General features: G+C 65.6%; 19 protein-coding genes and 1 pseudogene. 10 read left to right on the top strand and 10 right to left on the bottom strand.

Translation table 11 applies throughout. The annotated features are described in order from the left end of the window. The 3 genes from SCD90_RS09360 to SCD90_RS09350 form a co-directional block, all read left to right on the top strand. Positions 1 to 2,221: autotransporter outer membrane beta-barrel domain-containing protein (locus tag SCD90_RS09360; protein WP_319844391.1), on the top strand; the 2,221-nt coding region annotated here is incomplete at its 5' end. A 14-nt stretch (positions 2,222 to 2,235) separates the two neighbouring features. Then, positions 2,236 to 2,811, top strand: a complete 576-nt coding sequence (locus SCD90_RS09355; protein WP_319844390.1) for an invasion associated locus B family protein — start codon at positions 2,236 to 2,238, stop codon at positions 2,809 to 2,811. Between the two features lie 133 nt (positions 2,812 to 2,944). Further along, positions 2,945 to 3,271, top strand: a complete 327-nt coding sequence (locus SCD90_RS09350) for a hypothetical protein (protein WP_319844389.1) — start codon at positions 2,945 to 2,947, stop codon at positions 3,269 to 3,271. A gap of 97 nt (positions 3,272 to 3,368) precedes the next feature. On the opposite strand, the gene SCD90_RS09345 is transcribed toward SCD90_RS09350, so the two are convergent. Continuing rightward, on the bottom strand, positions 3,369 to 3,647 hold the full coding sequence (locus tag SCD90_RS09345; protein WP_319844388.1) for a PepSY domain-containing protein: 279 nt from the start codon (positions 3,645 to 3,647) through the stop codon (positions 3,369 to 3,371). Positions 3,648 to 3,776: 129 nt separating this feature from the next. On the opposite strand from SCD90_RS09345, the gene SCD90_RS09340 reads away from it, so the two are divergent. From SCD90_RS09340 to SCD90_RS09330, 3 genes are read left to right on the top strand one after another with little or no spacing between them, the layout of a single operon-like run. Then, positions 3,777 to 4,193, top strand: a complete 417-nt coding sequence (locus SCD90_RS09340; protein ID WP_319844387.1) for a PepSY domain-containing protein — start codon at positions 3,777 to 3,779, stop codon at positions 4,191 to 4,193. Next, a complete protein-coding gene (locus SCD90_RS09335; protein WP_319844386.1) occupies positions 4,193 to 4,852 on the top strand; it encodes a response regulator transcription factor in 660 nt (219 codons plus the stop codon). Before SCD90_RS09340 ends, SCD90_RS09335 begins: the two co-directional genes overlap by 1 nt. 4 nt (positions 4,853 to 4,856) lie before the next feature. After that, positions 4,857 to 6,203 (top strand): HAMP domain-containing sensor histidine kinase, encoded by a 1,347-nt coding sequence (locus SCD90_RS09330; protein WP_319844385.1) that lies wholly within the window; start codon positions 4,857 to 4,859, stop codon positions 6,201 to 6,203. 37 nt (positions 6,204 to 6,240) lie between these two features. On the opposite strand, the gene SCD90_RS09325 is transcribed toward SCD90_RS09330, so the two are convergent. Beyond that, a complete protein-coding gene (locus tag SCD90_RS09325) occupies positions 6,241 to 7,119 on the bottom strand; it encodes a LysR family transcriptional regulator (RefSeq protein ID WP_319844384.1) in 879 nt (292 codons plus the stop codon). A 99-nt stretch (positions 7,120 to 7,218) separates the two neighbouring features. On the opposite strand from SCD90_RS09325, the gene SCD90_RS09320 reads away from it, so the two are divergent. Then, positions 7,219 to 8,403 carry an MFS transporter gene (locus tag SCD90_RS09320; RefSeq protein ID WP_319844408.1) on the top strand — a complete coding sequence of 395 codons (1,185 nt, stop codon included), beginning with the start codon at positions 7,219 to 7,221 and terminating at the stop codon, positions 8,401 to 8,403. A gap of 3 nt (positions 8,404 to 8,406) precedes the next feature. Then, positions 8,407 to 9,507, top strand: coding sequence for an FAD binding domain-containing protein (locus tag SCD90_RS09315; RefSeq protein WP_319844383.1), 1,101 nt, complete (start codon positions 8,407 to 8,409; stop codon positions 9,505 to 9,507). A gap of 11 nt (positions 9,508 to 9,518) precedes the next feature. On the opposite strand, the gene SCD90_RS09310 is transcribed toward SCD90_RS09315, so the two are convergent. The 3 genes from SCD90_RS09310 to SCD90_RS09300 form a co-directional block, all read right to left on the bottom strand. Further along, entirely contained in the window at positions 9,519 to 9,887 is a 369-nt protein-coding gene (locus SCD90_RS09310; protein ID WP_319844382.1) for a response regulator transcription factor, read from the bottom strand. 67 nt (positions 9,888 to 9,954) lie between these two features. Then, the gene (locus SCD90_RS09305) at positions 9,955 to 10,605 is read right to left on the bottom strand and encodes a response regulator transcription factor (RefSeq protein ID WP_319844381.1); all 651 of its coding nucleotides are present in this window, start codon (positions 10,603 to 10,605) and stop codon (positions 9,955 to 9,957) included. Then, the gene (locus SCD90_RS09300; RefSeq protein ID WP_319844380.1) at positions 10,605 to 12,089 is read right to left on the bottom strand and encodes a sensor histidine kinase; all 1,485 of its coding nucleotides are present in this window, start codon (positions 12,087 to 12,089) and stop codon (positions 10,605 to 10,607) included. The genes SCD90_RS09305 and SCD90_RS09300 overlap by 1 nt, the downstream gene beginning before the upstream one ends. Before the next feature lie 338 nt (positions 12,090 to 12,427). Between SCD90_RS09300 and SCD90_RS09295 the strand changes: the two are divergent. Beyond that, a pseudogene (locus SCD90_RS09295) lies at positions 12,428 to 12,725 on the top strand (UBP-type zinc finger domain-containing protein). Positions 12,726 to 12,820: 95 nt separating this feature from the next. Here the strand turns inward: SCD90_RS09295 and SCD90_RS09290 are convergent. Continuing rightward, positions 12,821 to 13,657, bottom strand: coding sequence for an alpha/beta fold hydrolase (locus SCD90_RS09290; RefSeq protein ID WP_425265670.1), 837 nt, complete (start codon positions 13,655 to 13,657; stop codon positions 12,821 to 12,823). Between the two features lie 333 nt (positions 13,658 to 13,990). Here SCD90_RS09290 and aqpZ point away from each other — a divergent pair, with 333 nt between their 5' ends. After that, positions 13,991 to 14,728 carry an aquaporin Z gene (gene aqpZ, locus SCD90_RS09285; protein WP_319844378.1) on the top strand — a complete coding sequence of 246 codons (738 nt, stop codon included), beginning with the start codon at positions 13,991 to 13,993 and terminating at the stop codon, positions 14,726 to 14,728. 113 nt (positions 14,729 to 14,841) lie between these two features. Here aqpZ and SCD90_RS09280 read toward each other — a convergent pair whose 3' ends face one another. The 4 genes from SCD90_RS09280 to SCD90_RS09265 are packed head-to-tail and all read right to left on the bottom strand — an operon-like array spanning position 14,842 to position 19,386. After that, complete coding sequence (locus tag SCD90_RS09280; RefSeq protein ID WP_319844377.1) at positions 14,842 to 16,434, bottom strand: gamma-glutamyltransferase family protein; 1,593 nt, start codon at positions 16,432 to 16,434, stop codon at positions 14,842 to 14,844. A gap of 7 nt (positions 16,435 to 16,441) precedes the next feature. Further along, a complete protein-coding gene (locus tag SCD90_RS09275; RefSeq protein WP_319844376.1) occupies positions 16,442 to 17,767 on the bottom strand; it encodes a TRAP transporter large permease in 1,326 nt (441 codons plus the stop codon). Continuing rightward, positions 17,754 to 18,302: a TRAP transporter small permease subunit gene (locus SCD90_RS09270; protein WP_319844375.1), complete on the bottom strand. Its 549-nt coding sequence runs from the start codon at positions 18,300 to 18,302 to the stop codon at positions 17,754 to 17,756. Before SCD90_RS09270 ends, SCD90_RS09275 begins: the two co-directional genes overlap by 14 nt. 4 nt (positions 18,303 to 18,306) lie before the next feature. After that, complete coding sequence (locus SCD90_RS09265) at positions 18,307 to 19,386, bottom strand: TRAP transporter substrate-binding protein (protein WP_319844374.1); 1,080 nt, start codon at positions 19,384 to 19,386, stop codon at positions 18,307 to 18,309. Between the last annotated feature and the right edge of the window lie 322 nt (positions 19,387 to 19,708).

Raw genomic sequence — 19,708 nt, 5'->3', positions numbered from 1 at the left:
CACCGACCAGCTTGCACTCGGCCAGTCCGGGGCCGGCTCGCGCGGCGGCATCGGGGACGCGGCGGCGGCCGGTGCCACTGCGATGAACACGGTGACGGTCACAGGCGCCAGTTCCTACGCGCTGTTCGGGCAGAGCGCGACCGGCAACGGCAATTCGGGCGCCGTCAATCTGGTGGCGCAGGAGAGCCTCTTCGCACGCGGCGGCGACTCGGTTGCCGTCTACGGAGAGAGCTCCGCATCGGGCGGCAAGGGCAACATCTCGATGGCCCTGAACGGTGACTACACGATAGGCGGCGACGGCACGGGCGTTGGCGCGATGATCGTGGGCGGAGCGGACAACACGCTCGTCAACAACAGCGTGCTCTTCACGCTCGGCCTGCCGCCGATTTCCGCACTGGCCCTGGAAGGGGTGCCGGGATCCTTGGCGGCCATGCTGGACGATCTCAGTCCCGAGCCTCCGACGGGTCCGGGCGACCCGCCCATGCGCAACACGATCTTCGCGACATTCGGCGACGACGTGATCCTCAATGAACTTGGCCGCGTCATCGGCAATGTCGATCTCGGCACGGGCATCAACCGTTTCGAGAACGGCGCCTCCGCGAGCATGGTGGCGACCCAGCAGATCCTGCTTGGCGAGGACGGGCTGTACCTCAACGAGGGCCTGTTCACGAACAGCGGCATCGGCAAGATCCGCAACCTCGAGGCCGGCGGTCCGGCTCCGGCCGCCTATGCCGTCGATCTGACGGGTGGCTTCGAACAGGCCGCGAGCGGCAGTTTCGTGACCGACATCGATCTGGACACCCAGCTGACGGATCGGCTCAATATCTCCGGCACCGGCGATTTCGACGGCACGGCGCCGCTCAACTTCTTGTCGATCGACAAGCTGTTCGAGCGCTACACCATCGCCCGCGCCGAGGATGGCATGACGGCGGACGGCTTCACGCCGACCTTCCGGCCAACGGTGGGCTTCGACTTCACCAGCACGGTCGAGAACGGCACGGACCTCGTCCTGTTCGCGGAGAAGCCGAGCTTCATCTCGCTGGCGCAGGATCCGGCATCGGGAACCACGGACAGCAATGTCTTCGCGCTGGCGGACTATTTCGACGGCCTCGAAGCGGCATCCAGTCCTGAAAACCCGATGGCCCGCCTCATCAACATGCTCCGGTTCCTTCCGGACGAGCAGACGCTCGGCGAAACGCTGACAAGGCTGACGCCGAGCTATGCCGTGCACAGCTTCGAACTGATGAACCGCTCCACGGCCCAGGTGCTCGACGCCGGCCGCGATTGCGGAGGAAGGGCTCAGGACGAGGACCCGCTGGCCCGGTGCGTCTGGTTCTCTATCTCGCCGAACCTGCGCTACGAGCGCGATGCCGGCGACGGCGCGACGGACCGCGACGACAAGCTACAGGTGATCTCTCTGGGCGGCCGCTTCGAGGTCTCGGATAACTGGTCCCTGGGCGGCGTGGTCGCCCATACGAGCTACGAATCCGACATCTCGATGGGCGATGCCCTCCTGTCCTCGACGGAAGGTTCGGGCTGGCAGGGCTATGCGCTGGCCAAGTACAGTGCGGGCAGCTTCTTCGCCGACTTCCTCGTGGGCGGCGGCACGGCCGAGTTCTCGGGGCAGCGCGACACGACCGTGCAGCAGGTGGAATCGACGCCCGGCGAGACGCTGGAAGGCGTCTACCTGCCGGATATCCTGCTGCCGGGCATCGGCAACCAGGTCACCTACACCCAGGATGGCGAGCAGTTCGCGCTCTCCACCAAGGCCGGGGTGAACTATCGCTTCGGGTCGTTCTACCTGGAACCGAGCCTGCAGGTCGATGCGCGCTGGTCCAGCATCTCCGGTGAGGAGACCGGTTCCCTTGCCGCCTTCACCTTCGACGGCAGTTCCGGATGGTTCTTCTCCGCAACGCCGGGGCTCGAGCTCGGGACCGAGTTCGCGGTCGCCAGAAACGTGGATCTCCGCCTCTTCGTGAACGGCGGGATCGAGCTCTCCAACCACAGCTGGGAACTGGAGGGAGGGTTCACCGCGGCCGCCGAACTGGACGCACCGCTCCTGCGGCTGACCGAGGATGTCGATTCCCCGCTCTATAAAGTGGGCCTTGGCGCCGAGATTCTCAGCTCGGAGGGGGTCAAGCTCGGAGTGTCCTATGATGGAGCCTTCGGCGACTTGACGACGCAGCATTCCTTCGCCGGCCGGCTCGGGTTCCAGTTCTAGGGGGATAGGCAGGCATGCAAGCGAACCTCGCGCCCGCGTCCGGAAGTGCTGCCGCAATGCATGTGGTGCTGGCGTTCGCGCTGCTGTGCGCCTCGCCGGCGCTCGCGCAGCCAACCGGCCCCGCGCTTCCGGGCGGAGCCAGCGCGCTGACCGAGGTCCATGGAGACTGGACCGTGGGCTGCCAGGTGCAGGGCGACCGAAAGCAGTGCCTGGTGAGCCAGCAGGTGCTGGACGGAAATCGCCAGCGCCTCGTCGCCATGGAACTTGCCCCGGGTCAGAGCGGCGCCACGGGAAACCTCGCGCTGCCGTTCGGCCTTCTCCTTGCATCCGGCGTCACGCTGGCGATGGACGACGCCAAGCCGATGGTCCTGTCCTTCCGCACATGCCTGCCCGTGGGCTGCGTGGTTCCGCTGAGCTTCGACGCGGCAGCGCTCGATCGCCTGAAGAAGGCGACCACGCTCAAGATCACGGCGACGACAGCGGACAATGGCTCGCCGATAAGCTTTTCGATCTCACCGAAGGGGCTGGGAGGCGCCTATCTTCGTGCGCTGGACCTGACGGGAAACGGCACAGCCAGGAACAAGCCTTGAGCGAACCTCGACAGCCTGTGCCTGAACGTCTGGGTCGTTTAGGTGACGACATGAGATCATCATCGGCGCGCCTCCGCATGCTTAATCTATCGTAAACGTCTCCTGACGCAGTCTCCTCTCAGCGAGGAACACGATGCAAACGGTCCCCAACGAAGAAGCCTGCCCCATCTCTCTCGACCAGCTCGCGAGCGTGATGCGCATGGCGGACGGCGAGCCATTGGCGGCGATTTCAGGACTTCCCAAGCGCCAGCGCGTTGAGCTGGCGCTGTTCTGCAATCGCCGCGTCCATCTCCATCACCTTGCCCTGGGCATCGCCAGAACCTGTGATCCGGCCGATCTGCGGTTTGTTGGCGGTGCAGCAGGAGAGGCACTCCATCGTGCGTCGCTGGAAGGAAGCCGACCCAAGGATGAGGGCCGCTCCAAGATCTCGCTGGCGCGTGGTTCTCGCCCGGCTGCCTAGAAGACTGCAGCAAGCAAAGGCGAGACGGTCTCGGACCGGCCCAGAGGTCAGCCGCGCTGCCGCCGGAGTTTCGTCCCACCGGCGGCAGCAAGCTGGATCAATCGTCGTCGCGCTCGCTGCGCAGGATTTCGGCCGTTGTCGGATTTACCTTCAGGTCAACGCGATGACCCTCTGGTGCCGTGGCATCGACTTCGTAGACGCCATCATCAGCCTCGATCTCGGTGATACGGGTATATCCCTGAGCCTCCAGCTTCGAGGACACCGCTCCCGCGCTCATCCAACCCTCGCGTGAGCCCTGCGCATCGTCGTTCGCCAGAGCGGGGAGCGAGAAGGCGGCAAGGGCTGCAAGGGCCAGTCCAGCTTTCAAAGTCATCATGGTTCACCTATCGATTTCGCGTCGCGCCGATCAGCGACGGACCGAACTTGAACCAACCGGCATGACGGCTGCCTGATGAACGATGTCAGCGATCTGTCATCTCCACCGCGCCATAGGTCAGGGGTGTACTTGAAGACGTTCACCTTGGTGGGACTGTGCCTGACGCTGGGTGCCGGCGTGGGCGCGGGGTCCATGTACCTGCTCCGGCATCCGCAGTCCGCGTCTCCGACTGGCAACGCCACGGCGCCCATAGCCGCCGAAGTGCCCCAACCCGCGCCCGCCACGCCGCCCTTGGCCGAGCGCCCACGGCCCAGCGATGCGGACAAGGCGCTGACCGGCGTACGTCGTGGCGACATGCTTCCTCTGGATGAGATACTCGCCAAGGTTCGATCCCGCTTTCCCGGCGAGGTTCTCGGCGTCGAACTCACCGAAGATGACGGGGTGGCAGAGTACGAGATCAAGATCCTGAGCACGGGAGGACGCGTGCTGGAGATCGAGGTCGATCCACGAACCGGGGGCGTTCTGAGCGTGGACGAGGACGATTGATGCGGATCCTTTGCGTCGAGGATGATCCCAGGATCAGCGCCGATCTGGCCGCCGTGCTCAGCGCGCACGGCTATGTGCCGGAGACGTGCGCGGACGGGGAGGACGCCTGGTTCCTCGGGGACACCGAGGATTATGCCGGCGTCATCCTCGATCTTGGCCTGCCGACCATGGACGGGCTTTCCGTGCTGAAGCGGTGGCGGGAGAACGGGCGCACCTTTCCCGTGATCATCCTCACGGCACGCGGCAATTGGAGGGAGCGCGTCGAGGGCATGGATGCAGGCGCCGACGACTATCTGCCCAAGCCCTTCGAGATGGACGAACTGCTGGCAAGGCTGCGCGCCAATCTCCGGCGCGGCTCGGGGCAGGCAAGTGCGGTCTTCTCGCTGGGCGGCCTCACGCTCGATACGCGGCAGATGCGCTTGTCCTTGCGGGGGCTGCCGGTGGCCTTGTCCCCGCAGGAGTACCGGCTGATCGCCTATATGATGCACCATCCAGGGCGCGTCGTGACGCAGCAGGAGCTTGCCGAACAATTGCAGGGCGAGCTTGGCGACCGGGAGTCGAACGCGATCGAAGTGCTCGTCGGGCGGGTGCGCAAGAAGATCGGAGCCGGTGTGATAGAAACGCGGCGGGGCTTCGGCTACGTCATCGGCGAGGAATAGCGCGGTGCTGCGCTCGCTGCGCCTGCGCCTGCTCCTTCTGGCTTTCTCGGCAACTCTCGCGGCGCTGGTGCTTGCCGGGGCGGCAATTTCCGAGCTGTTCAGCCGCCATCTGGAACGCCGCATCGAGCAGGAACTCGATGCTTACGTGACGCAGATCGCGGGCGTTGTGGCGGTTGGTGCGGATGGAGCGCTGAGCGTCACCCGGCAGCCGGCAAATCCGCGCTTCGCCGCGATCTATGGGGGTCTGTACTGGCAGGTTCGCGATGAAAGCGGCGGACCGGCGCTCCGCTCCCGATCCCTCTGGGACGTGGAGCTGGAGGCGGGTGCTCCTGCCTCGCAACCGGGGGAGACCTCCACATCGACGATCGCAGGTCCGGCGGGACAGCAGCTCCATTTAAGGGAGCGGCGGATCGTCGTCAGTGCCGACGATCGGCCGCACACATTGCGCATCGGCGTGGCGGTCACGCGGGAGGACCAGGACCGGCTGAAAAGCGCGTTCACACAGGACATGGTCTTCGCGCTTGCGGCGCTGGGCTTCTTCCTCGTGCTTGCCGCCTGGTTCCAGGTCAGGGCCGGCCTGCAGCCCTTGGCCAATATGCGGTGGGGGGTTGAGGCCGTTCAGGCAGGGCGTTTGCGGCGCCTCAGAGAAGATGGGCCATCGGAAATCCAGCCTCTCGTGTCCGCCGTTAACACGCTGCTCACGGAGCAGGAGGCCGCACTGGCGCGTGCTCGCGACCGTGCCGCCGATCTGGCCCATGGCCTGAAGACACCGCTCACGGCCCTGGCCGCGGATGTGCGCCAGCTTCGCGAGCGAGGTGAGGTCGAGATCGCAGACGGCATCAGCGCCGTGGGCGAGCAGATGCGCCGCACCGTGGAACGGGAACTGGCCCGCTCCCGCATGCGCTACGCTCCGGGTGGGGAATTGACAGAGGTCCAGCCCGTCGCCGATGCACTTGCGCGAACGCTCACCCGGACGCCGCTGGGAACGCGCCTCAACATTGAGCTGGAGGTGGAAAGCGGGTGCGCGGTCGCCATGGATCGCGACGACCTCTACGACGTTCTGGGCAACCTGATGGAGAATGCGGTTCGGCATGCGCGCACGCAGGTCGTCTTGCGCGCCCGATCAACAGCCCGGCAGATCGAGATCGCCGTCAGCGATGATGGACCGGGACTGGACCCGGCGGCCATCGAGCAATTGATCCAGCGTGGCCATCGCCAGGACCAGAGCGGCGGCGCGGGTCTCGGCCTCGCCATCGTGTCCGACATATTGCAGGCCTATGGCAGCGCTCTTGCCATCGAACGCGCTCCGGGGGGCGGCCTGGTCGCCGCCTTCAGGATAGGACGATTCTGAAGACGCGGCGTCGATCCGAGCTTGCCGATGAGCCGGATCAATCTTCGGCGAGATGAGCCGAGAAGGCGTCGAGGAAGAGCCTCACCTTGGCGGGTACGAACTGGCGGGTGGGCAGAACGGCCCAGATTCCGTGATCTGGCAGGGCAAAACCGGAGAGCGGCACGTCCATCAGGCGGCCGCTCCGGACGTCGTCGCGCACATTCCAGAGTGACAGCCGGGCAATGCCGAGACCTTCCAGGCAGGCCTGATGCAAAGCCTCGACGCTGTCGGCGGTGAACCGGCCGCCAATCGGCTGGCGCAGGGTCCGTCCGCCTTGCTCGAAGGTCCAGTGGGTTGTTCCCAGCAAAGCGAGGCACTGGTGCTCCCTGAGATCGGCTGCAGTGGCGGGAGGTCCGTACTGTGCGAGATAATCCGGCGCCGCGTAGAGCCCCCGCGGATCGTTCGAAAGACGGCGCGCGATCAGGCCGTTATCCCGCAACTCTCCCAACCGAAGCGCGATGTCGACGCCCTGGGCCGTGATGTCGATCACCGCATCGCTCAGGCGCAATTCTACGCGCAGGTCTGGATTGCTGGCCAGAAATCCCGCCAGCATCGGCGTTACGACTTTCCGCCCGAAGGGGATGGACGCCGTGATGCGGAGCAGGCCGGCTGCGGTGTTGCCGCCAGCCAGCGCCGCCTGACCTTCCGCAGCATGGGCCAGCATCGCTTCGGCGTGCGGGAAGAATGCCTCGCCCTCCGATGTCAGGGACAGCGAGCGGGTGGTGCGATGAACGAGTCGAACGCCCAGTTCCGCCTCCAGCGCGGCCAGCCGACGTGACGCCGCCATGGGTGTCAGCCCCAGTCGGCGCCCGGCTGCGGAGAGACTTCCTTGCCGGACCGTCTCCACGAGCACGGCGATGTCTGCAAGTTCCATCATATCTACGGATGATAAACCGGCTGCCGAGGTGCCGCTACTAATCCTGTCGGGCGTGAAGATCTAGATTTCGTTCAACGCCAATAGGAGGTTGGGATGACGATGATCTTAGAGGAGGGGATGGCAGCTCCTGCCAGCGGGCTTCAGCGCGGGATGACCTTCGCCATGGCGGCGGCAGCCGGCATCGCGGTTGCCAACATCTATTACAACCAGCCCATGCTCGGCATCATGGAGCGCGATCTTCCGGGATCTGCGACGAGCCTCGTTCCAACGGCGACGCAGCTGGGTTACGCCGCCGGACTGGTGCTGCTGGTGCCGCTGGGCGACCTCGTCGAACGCAAGCGCCTCATCGTCATCCAGTTCGCAGCCCTCGCGCTCGCGCTGGCCCTCGCGGCTCTGGCACCCAGCGCGGCCTTCGTCATCGCGGCATCCTTGCTCGTGGGTGTCACGGCCACGGTGGCCCAGCAGATCGTGCCGTTCGCGGCCCACCTGTCGGCGCCGGCACGGCGCGGCGCCACGGTCGGGACAGTGATGGCGGGGCTGCTCTGCGGCATCCTGCTCAGCCGCACGCTCTCCGGTTTCGTCGCCACCCACGCGGGCTGGCGTGAGATGTTCTGGCTCGGTGTGCCGCTTGCGCTCGGCGCCGGCGCGGTCATGGCCGTACGCCTGCCGCGCAGCGAGCCGGCCGGCGGGCTCTCCTATCCCTCACTGCTCCGCTCGCTCGGCAGCCTTTGGCAGGAGTTCGGCGAGCTCCGGAAGGCGGCTGTCATTCAGGCGCTTCTGTTCGCGGCCTTCAGTGCATTCTGGACGATCCTTGCCCTCCAGCTCCAGCAGCCCCGCTACAATCTGGGTGCGGATGTCGCCGGACTGTTCGGCATTGTCGGCGCCGTCGGTGTGCTGGCCGCGCCGGTGGCGGGCCGCATCGCGGATCGCTGGGGCCCGCACCATGTCATCCTGCTCGGCGCGGTCCTGACCCTTGCCGCCTGGCCCGTTTTCGGGCTGTGGGGCAGCATTGCCGGGCTGATCGTCGGCGTGGTCCTGCTCGATTTCGGGGTGCAGAGCGCGCTCGTGTCGAACCAGCACGTCGTCTATGCGCTCCGTCCCGAGGCAAGGGCGCGGCTCAACACGATCTTCATGGGTGCGATGTTCCTTGGCGGCGCCGCAGGTTCGGCGGCCGCGACATGGGCCTGGACGGCAAGTGGCTGGACCGGGGTGACCGTGCTCGGCGGCGGGCTTTCGGCAGCCGGAGTGCTGATCCAGCTTGCCAGCCTGCATCGGGAGCGCTGAGCCATGCGCATCGCAATCGCGGGCGGCTCCATGGCCGGCCTGTTCTCCGCCGCCCTGCTGCAACAGGCCGGGCACGAGGTCCACGTGTTCGAGCGGTCCCGTAGCGGTCTGGAGGGGCGAGGCGCCGGGCTGGTCGCACAGGCGGAGGTGTTCACTCTGCTCCGTGCGATCGGGCGCGACGATGTCGCCGCGCTTGGCGTGGTGGCGCGTGAGCGGATCACTCTGGACCGTGCGGGCGCGGTGCTGAGCCGTGATCCACGGCCGCAGATGCAGGTGTCCTGGGACCATCTCTATGTCGCAGCGCGCGCCGGCATCGCGCCGGATCGTTACCATCTCGGAACTGCCGCGATCGCGGCCGGGCAAGGCGAAGACGATGCCTGGCTCGAACTGGACGACGGAACGCAGGTCCACGCGGACCTCGTGATCGGTGCCGACGGCATCGGCTCTGCCGTCCGTGCTGCCGTTCTGCAGAGGGACGACGGGCCGCATTACGCGGGCTATGTCGCGTGGCGCGCCCTCGTTCACGAGCAGCGTTTGCCTGGGTCGGCCGCCGATCTGCTGTCCGACCGCTTCGCCTTCTTCCACATGCCGGGAGGACAGGTGCTCGGCTACACCGTCGCTGGTCCTCGTGGCGAACTCGATGTGGGCGAGCGGCGCTACAATGCCGTCTGGTACCGCAGGTCACCGGATCTTGCGGCTGCGCTGACGGACGGGGAGGGACGCACGCATCCCTTCTCGCTTCCTCCGGGCGGCGTTTCGGCGGCTGCACGGGCAAAGCTGGTGGCCGACGCCGGCCATTTGCTGCCGCCGCAGTTCGCCCAGGTCTTCGCGGCAGAGCCGGCGCCGTTTGCACAGGCGATCTTTGACATGGAGACGCCGCGCATGGCCAACCGGCGGATTGCGCTGATTGGCGATGCCGCTTTCGTCGCGAGGCCACACACCGCGATGGGCGTGGCCAAAGCGGCCGGCGATGCGATGTCGCTCGCAAAGGCAGTAGAGCAGGGATGGACGGCCGAAGCGCGTGCGGCGTTCGAAGCGGAGCGGCTGCGCGCCGGAAGGGCAATCGTGGACTACGGCCGCCGGCTGGGTTCTTCGCTCGCCTGACAGGTGGACGGCTATAGCCGGATGGCGTCCTCGATGGCTTCGAGCAGCGCGTCCGGATCCACCGGCTTCGTCAGGAATGCCCGGGCGCCCGCCGCCGTCATCTGTTCGCGAACGATGGATGTGGGAAAAGCGGTCATCACGAGGAGCGGCTGCGTCCAGCCGCCACTGTTCAAGGCGTGCTGGAGATCCATCCCGCTCATGCCGGGCATGTGCAGGTCCGTGACGATGCACGCCAGCGCCTCCCGGTCCTGCCATCCGAGAAGATCTTCCGCCGATGCGAACGGCACGCCGACCAGCCCGGCCGAACGCAGAAGGCTGGTGATGCTGCCCCTCACTCCCGGATCGTCGTCGACGATCGCAACTTGATGCAGATGGGGCAAGGCAGAGCTCCAGAGCGGCCGATCCGGCCCTTAACCGATATATGGCCCGGGCTGAAAGCTGCGGCCATCACACCGAGGTATGATAGCGCTGGATGCTCGCATCGCGGACGCCGAGCTGTTCCGCCATCCTGACAAGATCGGCGAGTGATTGCGCGGCCATCTTGCGCATGACGTTTCCGCGGTGGATTTTCACGGTGATCTCGCTGAGCTCGAGCTTGGCGGCCACCTGCTTGTTCATCAGTCCCGTCACCACCAGCGCCATCACCTCCTTCTCGCGCGGCGTCAGCCGTTCGAAAAGGGCCTGGAGGTCGGCTCCCTCGGCCAGCTTGGCGCGGCGGGTACGGTCCGCGTCGAGGGCCCTACCCACGGCCGCCAGCAATTGGTCGTCCCCGAACGGCTTCGGCAGGAAATCGACGGCGCCGGCTCTCATGCCGCGCACGGTCATCGGTATGTCGCCATGGCCCGTGATCAGCACCACCGGCAGGGCGATGCCGTGGTCCGCAAGCCGTTCCTGGAAATCCAGCCCGCTCTCCCCGGACAGCCGGATGTCGAGCACCAGGCAGGACGCGACATCCGGCGCCCCGGCGTCCAGAAATGCGGCTGGGCCGTCGTAGAGCCGGACGTCGAGCCCGGTCGATCGCAGCAGGCTGCCGATCGAGCCGCGCACGTCGGGATCGTCGTCGATGACGCACACGCAGCCGCCGGTCACGTCCTCCATCACGCCGCTTCCCTTCTGACGTTGCCGACCACCGGCAGCCGGAAGCGAAGGGTTGCACCCCCGCGCTCATTGCTGGCAGCGGTCAGCGTGCCGCCATGCTGTTCGATGATGGAGCGGCAGATCGACAGGCCCATGCCCATTCCATCCTGTTTGGTGGTGAAGAACGGGCGGAACAGCGCTTCCGGATCCTGGCCGCCGAACCCGATCCCGCAGTCGCTCACATCGACGGTGACGTGCCCGTCCACCTGTGCGGCATCGATGCAGATCTCGCGCCGATCCGGCGCATTCTCGCTCATGGCCTGCTGGGCGTTGAGCAGCAGGTTCATCAGCACCTGCTGCAACTGGACCCGATCGCCGCTGACATCTGGCAAGCCTTCCGGCAGCCGGATGTGCAAGGCAACCTCGTTCGTCGCGAGATCGCGCTGAAGCAGAGCGACGGTCTCGTCGATAAGGGGCCTAAGCTGCATCGCGGCCCGCTCCGGATCGGCCTTGCGTGCCAGATCGCGGATGCGCGAGATCACGTCCGCTGCGCGCGTGCCGTTGGACGCGATCTGGTTCAGGCAATCCTCAACCTCGCGGGCATCGGGCGCTTCGCGCGCCAGCCAGCGCTTACCGGAGCGGGCATAGGTGATGATGGCGGACAGCGGCTGGTTGACCTCGTGGGCAATCGACGCCGCAAGCTGCCCGAGCGTCGTCACACGCGACATATGCGTCAGCTCAGCCTGGGATTCAGCAAGCCGCAGCTGTGCGCGGTTGCGCTGCGTGACGTCGAGCGCCGTGATGAGGACGCGCTTCCATCCGTCATGGTCCGGCGGCAGGGTGACACGCAGGACCACATCCCTCGTTTCGCCGGAGAGGGTGACGAACTGCACCTCCTCCTCGACGGGGTACTTCCCATCCATGAGCTGGTCGAAAATGCGGGCCTGCGTTGCTTGCCCGCCCGGGGTGTGATGCCTGAGGATGCTGCCGCCCACCAGATCGGCCCGGTTCGCATATCCGAACAGGCGTGCAGCCTCCTCATTCGCGTTACGGATGAACGCCGCCTCGCCGGCTCTCCTCACCAAGTCGATGTTTGGTGCTTCGCCCCTCGAGATCATCTCGTGCGCCAGCGACCAGTCGGACTCCCAGATGGGGAAGCCGGCGGCGTTGAAGATGGCGCGGTAGCGCTCGTCCGAGCTCTTCCTTTCCGCCGAAGTCGTGATCTGCCGGGCGCAGAGCAGGCTGGTCGTGGCAATCGCAACAAGACTGACCGCCAGCCTCACCGTCGCCGCTTCGAAACCCTCGCCGCCGTGGCTGATCCAGTAGCTGCAGATGGCCAGGAGCGAGCACAAGCAGCCGGCCGCGAGCACCCAGTTGCGCACCTGTTCCCGTGCAACGATGAGGACGACAGTCGTGTAGAGCACCGCGACGGCACCCTGCAGCGGGCTCAGCACGTCGAGGGCGAAGATCCCGAGGGCCAGAACACCCGCGCCGCCAATCTGCATGGCAGCGATCCATCGCCTGGCTTCCCGATCGCCCCGCATTGCGGCCTCCCGCAGCGATCCCGCCGATCGCCAGCATGTCAGCACGGTGCCGCAGTATCCGATGCCGGGCAAGCTGGTGAAGAGTTCTACAGGCCGGGTCACAGGTCGAGCGCCATGCAGACGCGGGTGCACAGCTGGGCGTGGGGCCATTTCGAGGAAGCGCGCGGGATGCTCTCAATGAACCAAACTTGCGTATGTCTGGCATAGAGCCGCCGGAGCGTCCGATACTTGCGCGCGATATTGCAGTCATCGCAGGGACGGAGAACACGATGAGCACAGTCGATACACCCGAGCAGCAGATGTCCCGTTCGCATATGGGAACGATCCGGGACGTGAAGCCCAGCGCGCGCGGCTGCGAGGAGTGCCTCAAGATCGGCAGCATGTGGGTTCATCTGCGCCTGTGCCGCCAATGCGGTCATGTGGGGTGCTGCGACCAGTCTCCGCACCGCCATGCGCGCGCACTTCAATGCGAGTGGCCATCCGATCATCGAAGGCTACGATCCGCCGGAAGGATGGGGCTGGTGCTATGTCGACGACGTGGAAGTCGAACTGCCGGACCAAACGCCCCAGATCGGCCCCATCCCGCGCTTTGTCTGACGATTTCGCGGGCTCACCTCTTGCAGCACTTTAAGCATGCATAGAAAGGGGCTGACAGGATCCGTCCCTTTCTTGCAGACTTGCTGTGCCGCGGCTCAGCCCTTCACGAAGGCGAGCAGGTCCGGGTTGATGACCTCGGCGTGGGTGGTCAGCATCCCGTGCGGGAAGCCTTCGTAGATCTTCAGCGTTCCGTTCTTCAGCAACTCCGCTTGCAGCAATGCCGCATCGCGGTATGGCACCACCTGATCGTCATCGCCCTGGATGACCAGAGTGGGCACGCTGATGGCCTTGAGGTCCGCAGTCTGATCGGTCTCGGAGAAGGCCTTGATGCCTTCGTAATGAGCCTGTGCACTGCCCATCATTCCCTGCCGCCACCAATTCTGGATCACCGCCTGCGAGACCTTCGCGTCCGGACGATTGAAGCCGTAGAACGGCCCCGAGGCGACAGCCAGGAAGAAGTCCGCGCGATTGGCCGCGAGCGCCTGCCGGAAGCCGTCGAACACCTCGATCGGCGTGCCTCCCGGGTTCGCATCCGTCTTGACCATCAGCGGGGGAACGGCGCTCACCAGGACCGCCTTGGCCACGCGACCCTGCGGCTCCCCGTACTTGGCGACATAACGGGCAACTTCGCCGCCGCCGGTGGAGTGGCCGATATGGACAGCGTTGCGAAGATCGAGATGCTCGGCCACGGCTGATGCGTCCGAGGCGTAATGGTCCATGTCATGGCCCGTGCCGACCTGCGAGGAGCGACCATGGCCCCGGCGGTCATGCGCCACGACGCGATAGCCGTTCGCAAGGAAGAACAGCATCTGGGCGTCCCAGTCGTCGGACGATAGCGGCCAGCCGTGATGAAACACGATCGGCTGTGCGTCCTTCGATCCCCAATCCTTGTAGAAGATGTCCGTGCCGTCTGAAGTGGTAACGTAAGCCATTGATGTGCCCTCTCGTAGCGGACGCATTCGAGCGCCGTCCGGCACGTCTTGTTTGAGTGGTTGGCTGGCCGATTGGAACTATACGGAGGTTTATGTTCTGGATCGTGGCCCAGGATTGATCGAATTGTCGGCAAGAAGTTCCTTGTGCACCTCGTGCTATCCAATACGATGAAGTTCTCGAACAACCGCCCGGCGGTCTCCAGCCTTGTCCTTGCGTCACCCTCACTGTCCGCGGCCGTGGACTACCTTGCCTGGTGCACCCGACGATTCCGGCTGCATGCGAGGCACAGAGCTGAGGCTAATCAAACGATTACTTGAACCGGGAGCATGCAGATGGAAAACGACATCCTACGTCGCGCGAGTGCCGAGTTCTTTGGTACATTCTGGCTGACCTTTGGAGGATGCGGCGCAGCTGTACTCTCTGCAGCCTTCCCGGAACTCGGCATTGGTTTTCTGGGTGTCTCCTTCGCCTTCGGCCTCACGGTACTGACCATGGCCTACGCCGTTGGGCACATCTCCGGCGGGCATTTCAATCCGGCCGTGACGCTCGGGCTATGGTCCGCGGGTCGCTGCGCCAACAAACATGTCGCGCCCTACATAGCCGCTCAGATCATCGGTGCGATCGGAGGTGCCACTGCACTTTACCTGATAGCCTCCGGCAAGGCTGATTGGGTGCCAGGAGGCTTCGCTTCGAACGGCTATGGTGAGTTAAGCCCGGGCAAATTCTCCATGGGATCCGCGTTCCTCATCGAGTTCCTGGCTACCTTCTTCTTCCTTTTCATCATCATCGGAACAACGTCTAAGGGTGCTGCATCGGGGTTCGCCGGCATTCCGATCGGCTTTGCTTTGGTGTTGATCCACCTGATCTCGATCCCGGTCACCAACACCTCGGTAAACCCTGCTCGAAGCACCGGCCCAGCCCTCTTTGCAGGCGGCGAGTACATCGCCCAGCTGTGGATGTTTTGGCTCGCACCCATCCTCGGGGCGATAGCCGCAGGCGCTCTGGCTAAGTGGCTCTACGATCCGGCGGGCATCTCGGAGACCATTGTAGTGGAGGAGCGCGTAGTCTGAGCGTAACCCAGCACGTTTAACTTGCGACTTCTAGGCCGGTGTTGGGGAGCCGTATCACGCATCCACGCCGACACCTTGTGTGTCGAACGTCCGGAGCGGCTCCCCCCTGTTGTCTAGAACGCGTAGGCGGTGCCATCGCTGCGCGGGTCGCCTGCGCCTTCCAGTAGCCCATTTCCGTGCCTGACGATGGCGCCCGCATGACCCATGGTGGAGGTGAAGGGCTCAACGACCTCGACATCGTGTCCTGCGTCGCGGAGCGATGAGATCAGGGCGTCCGGAAAGCGGCTTTCCAGCTTCAGGGTGACGCTATCCTCACCCCATGTCCGGCCGAGCAGCCAGCGCGGCGCGGTGACGGCGGCCTGGAGGTCCTGGCCGAACATCGCATAGCGGCTGAAGACCGCGGCTTGAGTTTGCGGCTGGCCTTCGCCGCCCATGGTTCCGTAGACCATGTCGCGCCCGTCATCGAAGCGCGCGAAGGCCGGGTTGAGCGTGTGGAAGGGGCGGCGGCCGGGCTTCAGGGCTCGCGGGCTGTTTTCGTCGTTCAGGACGAAGCCGGCGCCCCGGTTCTGCCACAGGATGCCGGTTTGCGGCAGCACGACGCCGGAGCCGAACTCGAAGAAGATGCTCTGGATGAAGCTGACGCAGAGGCCGTTGCCGTCGATCGCACCCAGCCACACCGTATCCCCGGCGGACGGCGGCGCCGGCCAGGGCATGGCCTGGGATTTGTCGACCCCTTCAGCGAGCCTTTCCAGCACCTCGTCGGCGAGGAAGGATTGCGGCATGTCGCGCATGGCATCGGGATCTCCGATGACCCGGTCGCGAACGAGGAAGGCGCGCTTGGTCGCTTCCACCAGCCCGTGAACATGGTCGAAGCCATCGGCGCTCTCCACACCCAGCCTGTCGAAGATGCCGAGGATCATCAGGGACGAAAGCCCCTGCGTGGGCGGGGGAAAATTGTACAGCGTCGCGCCGGGCAAGCGCATGGACAAGGGTGTCCGGCAGCGGGCCTGATGGCGCGCGAGGTCCTCGCCGCGCACGGGAGAACCTGTCGCCTCAAGATCGGCGGCGATGTCGCGGGCGAGAGCGCCACTGTAGAAGTCCTGGATGCCATCGCGGCCGAGCCGCCGCAGCGTCTCGGCGAGCGCCGGCGCACGAAGCGTGTTGCCCGCGTCGGGCACCCGGCCACCGGGCAGGAATGCGTCGGCGAAGCCCGGGACGTCGCGCAGTTCGTGCAGCTTGGCGGCGCTGAGAGCGTTTTGGCTCGCGGTGACCGGAACGCCGTGCGCGGCATGCCAGATGGCATCTTCCAGCAGGCGTGGCAGCGGCAGCGTGCCGCCATGGGCGGAAGAGAGCCGCAGCGCCTCCTCCCATCCGGAGACCGTCGCCGCCACGGTGTTCGCCGCCAGCGGCCCGCGTGTCGGAACGCTGGCAAGGCCGCGCTCGCGGTAAAAACCGGCATCCGCAAGCGCAGCGGCCTTTCCGCAGGCTTCGATCGCGACGGGCTCCTCGCCGGGGACGGCGATGAGCCAGAAGCCGTCCCCGCCGATGCCGTTCATGTGCGGGTAGACCACGGCCACGGTCGCCGCCATCGCCACCATGGCCTCGATGGCATTGCCGCCCTCGCGCAGCACGCGCAGGCCTGTTTCGCTCGCCAGATGATGCGGCGAGGTCACCATGCCCCGCCGCGCACGAACCGTGTTCAGCATCCGCGGTCTACCAGCCGATGGCTTCGGGAAGCCAGGTGGCCAGGCCGGGGAAGGCGAACACCAGGGTCAGCGCGATCAGTTGAAGTCCGATGAAGGGCACCACGCCCTTGTAGATGTCGAGCGTGGTGACTTCGGGCGGCGCCACGCCGCGCAGGTAGAAGAGCGCCCAGCCGAAGGGCGGCGTCAGGAACGAGGTCTGCAGCACGGTGGCGATCAGCGCCGCCGCCCACACCAGGTCGATGCCGCCGGCCTGCATCAGGGGCAGGAACATCGGAACCACGATGTAGCTAATCTCGATCCACTCGATGAAGAAGCCCAGCACGAAGATGATGGCGAGCATGAAGATCATCACGCCCGTGGTACCGCCCGGCACCATGCTGAAGGCGTCGTGCACCAGCCGTTCCCCGCCCAGCCCGCGGAAGGAGAGCGCGAACACCTGCGAGCAGATCAGGATGAAGAACATCATGGCTGTGATGCGGGCGGTCGAGTGCACGGTCTCCACAAGCGTCCGCCAGCTCAGGCGCCCGGCCACGGCGGCCACGAGGATCGAGCCGAGCGCCCCCATGCTGGCGGCCTCCGTCGGCGCGGCAATGCCGCCGATGATGGAGCCCAGCACCGCGATGATGAGCGCGATGGGCGGCAGGCCCACCTTGAGCACCTTCATCAAGAGGACGCGGGTTGGCAGGGCACGCCGTTCCTCGAGCGGAATCGGGGGCACTTTATCCGGCCAGATCATGCCCACGATGAGCATGTAGGCGGCGAGGATGCCGGTCAGCAGCAGCCCGGGAAGGATGGCCGCCGCGAACAGGGTGCCGACGGACTCGCCAAGGATGTCCGCGAGCAGGATGAGGATGGTGCTCGGCGGAATCAGCTGCCCGAGCGTGCCGGACGCGCAGATGGTGCCGCAGGCAAGGCTCTTGTCATAGCCGCGCCGCAGCAATGTCGGCAGCGTCAGGAGGCCGAGGGTGACGATGGTCGCGCCGACGATGCCGGTTGTGGCGCCCATCAGCATGCCGACGAAGATGATGCCGAGGCCCATGCCGCCGCGCAGATTGCCGGAGATGTGGCCGATGACCTCCATCAGCTCATCCGCCATGCGCGACTTCTCGAGCATTACGCCCATGAAGACGAACAGCGGAATCGCAATCAGCGTGTAGTTCGCCGTGACGCCGTAGATGCGTGCGGGCAGCAGGTTGAACAGGGTGGTGCCGAAGCCGAGCCACCCGAAGAAGAAGCCGGAGATCGCAAGGGTCAGCGCAACAGGAACGCCCAGGAACAGCAGGACGAAGAACGACCCGATGCAGGCGAGCGCGAGAACTTCATTCCACGGCATTGATGCTCACCGGGCTGCCGGCTCTGTCGGAGCCGCCTAGAAAGGGTTGGAGTGTGCGCAGCACCCAGGCGAGGCTTTGCAGCGCCAGAAGCACGAAGCCGGCCGGGATGAGCGCCTTGAGGATGAAGCGGTAGGGCAGGCCGCCGGGATCCGGAGAGCCCTCGCCGATGCGCCAGGACTGCATCACATAGGGGATCGAGATCTTGATGATGATCAGCGAGATGATGAGGATCGCGACCGCCGAGAACAGGTTGACGGCGTGCTGAACGACGGGCGGCAGGCGGCTGAAGACGATGTCGACCTGGACATGGCCCTCGTGCTTGATCGTGTAGGCGATGCACAGCAGCGTGAGCGGCGACATCAGGTGCCATTCCAGCTCCTGCATCGCCACCGAACCCGTGTTGAACAGGTAGCGGAGCAGCACATTCGCGGCCATCACCACCACAAGGGCGAAGCCGGTCCAGGCCGCGGCCCGGCCCACGGCCTCGACGATCAGGTCGAGACCGCGCGCCCATTTCTCCAGCGTCTCGACCACGGCGTCAGACGCGGATCTGGTCTTGATAGACGGCTTCGGAGACGCCGGCCCACTTGTCGTGCTTCGCCTTGAAGGCGGTGAACGAGTCGTAGACCTTCTTGATCTTGGGATTGCTATTGGCGAGGTCGGTCAGCGTCTGGTTGGTGACCTCCCGCAGCTTGTCCACCACCGGGCCGGGCAGCGGGCCGGCGGTTACGCCTTCCTTGGCGACCAGTTCGTCCAGAGCGTCGGAGTTCGTGGCTTCGCACCAGGTGTGGCTGGTGACGACGCAGGCTGCGGCGGCGCTGCGCACGATCTCCTTCAGATCCGCCGGAAGGCTGTCCCAGGCGGCCTTGTTCACGATCAACTCGGTGACGTTGTTCGGCTCGTGCCAGCCGGTCGTGTAATAGTATTTGGCGGCCTTCTGCAGGCCGAGGCGACGGTCCTGGAACGGGCCGACGAATTCCGCTGCGTCGATGACGCCGCGCTCCAGCGCCGGGAAGATCTCGCCGCCGGGCAGAAGCTTCACGTCCACGCCGAGCTTGGCGTAGACCTTACCGGCAAGGCCGGGAATGCGCATCTTGAGGCCCTTGAAGTCCTCGACCTTCTCGATCGGCTTGCGGAACCAGCCCGTCATCTGCACGCCCGTATTGCCCAGCGGCATCGGCACCAGATTGAAGGGCGTGTAGAGCTCCTCCCACAAAGCGAGGCCGCCGCCGTGATAGATCCAGGCGGTATGGCCCTGGAAGTTGAGGCCAAACGGAACGGTGGTGAAGAACTGCGCCGCCGGCACCTTGCCGGCCCAGAAATACGAGTTCGAGGCGTTCATCTCGACCGTGCCGGCGGAGACGGCGTCGAAGCCCTCGAAGGCGGGGATCAACTCGCCTGCCGCGAAGTGCTGGATGTTCAGGCGCCCGCCGGACATGGTCTTCACCAGTTCGCAGAAGTGCGTCGGACTTCCCGGGCCGGTCACATAGAACGGCGAGCCCGGACCGTAGGAATTGGTCATCTTCCAGTTGAAGGTCTGCTGGGCGCTGGCCACGGCCGGCGCGGCGAGCGCCGCAGTGCCGGCGACGCCTCCGATGAGGAAATTACGGCGATCCATCTCGACCTCTCTCGCTCCGCAACCGTCCGGCGGCGGCATGATGTGTTCGACCGCGCCGTCCGGGCGGACAGCGGTTCGGGTGGCGCACAGCGAATGTGCACAGGATTGATGTTGATGCCCGGCGAGGCGACGCTGCCTCATCGATGTGCGGCAAATCTCGCAGGCAACACTGCTGTCCGCAATCGGCATCACAGCGCGGCTGCCTGTCCTCGGGACCGCCAAAATTTGCGAATTCGTTAAGAGACACAGCACGTTAGAGGGAAGCACCAGCGGGACGTCAGCAGGTTCAGGCAAGTTATTGTGCGCGGTTCGTCAAGATGGC

It is taken from the genome of Terrihabitans rhizophilus (assembly GCF_033898525.1).
Classification (GTDB): Bacteria; Pseudomonadota; Alphaproteobacteria; order Rhizobiales; family Methylopilaceae; genus Flaviflagellibacter; species Flaviflagellibacter rhizophilus.
The sequence above is the reverse complement of the archived record's forward strand: the minus strand, read 5'-3'. Positions and strand labels throughout refer to the sequence as shown.

Bases quoted from the DNA above. Each gene is read 5' to 3' on its own strand.
- SCD90_RS09265 (WP_319844374.1), bottom strand. From the start codon at position 19,386: ATGGATCGCCGTAATTTCCTCATCGGAGGCGTCGCCGGCACTGCGGCG.
- SCD90_RS09335 (WP_319844386.1), top strand. From the start codon at position 4,193: ATGCGGATCCTTTGCGTCGAGGATGATCCCAGGATCAGCGCCGATCTG.
- SCD90_RS09355 (WP_319844390.1), top strand. From the start codon at position 2,236: ATGCAAGCGAACCTCGCGCCCGCGTCCGGAAGTGCTGCCGCAATGCAT.
- SCD90_RS09320 (WP_319844408.1), top strand. From the start codon at position 7,219: ATGATCTTAGAGGAGGGGATGGCAGCTCCTGCCAGCGGGCTTCAGCGC.
- aqpZ (WP_319844378.1), top strand. From the start codon at position 13,991: ATGGAAAACGACATCCTACGTCGCGCGAGTGCCGAGTTCTTTGGTACA.
- SCD90_RS09325 (WP_319844384.1), bottom strand. From the start codon at position 7,119: ATGATGGAACTTGCAGACATCGCCGTGCTCGTGGAGACGGTCCGGCAA.
- SCD90_RS09315 (WP_319844383.1), top strand. From the start codon at position 8,407: ATGCGCATCGCAATCGCGGGCGGCTCCATGGCCGGCCTGTTCTCCGCC.
- SCD90_RS09275 (WP_319844376.1), bottom strand. From the start codon at position 17,767: ATGCCGTGGAATGAAGTTCTCGCGCTCGCCTGCATCGGGTCGTTCTTC.
- SCD90_RS09305 (WP_319844381.1), bottom strand. From the start codon at position 10,605: ATGGAGGACGTGACCGGCGGCTGCGTGTGCGTCATCGACGACGATCCC.
- SCD90_RS09290 (WP_425265670.1), bottom strand. From the start codon at position 13,657: ATGGCTTACGTTACCACTTCAGACGGCACGGACATCTTCTACAAGGAT.
- SCD90_RS09280 (WP_319844377.1), bottom strand. From the start codon at position 16,434: ATGCTGAACACGGTTCGTGCGCGGCGGGGCATGGTGACCTCGCCGCAT.
- SCD90_RS09350 (WP_319844389.1), top strand. From the start codon at position 2,945: ATGCAAACGGTCCCCAACGAAGAAGCCTGCCCCATCTCTCTCGACCAG.
- SCD90_RS09345 (WP_319844388.1), bottom strand. From the start codon at position 3,647: ATGATGACTTTGAAAGCTGGACTGGCCCTTGCAGCCCTTGCCGCCTTC.
- SCD90_RS09300 (WP_319844380.1), bottom strand. From the start codon at position 12,089: ATGCAGATTGGCGGCGCGGGTGTTCTGGCCCTCGGGATCTTCGCCCTC.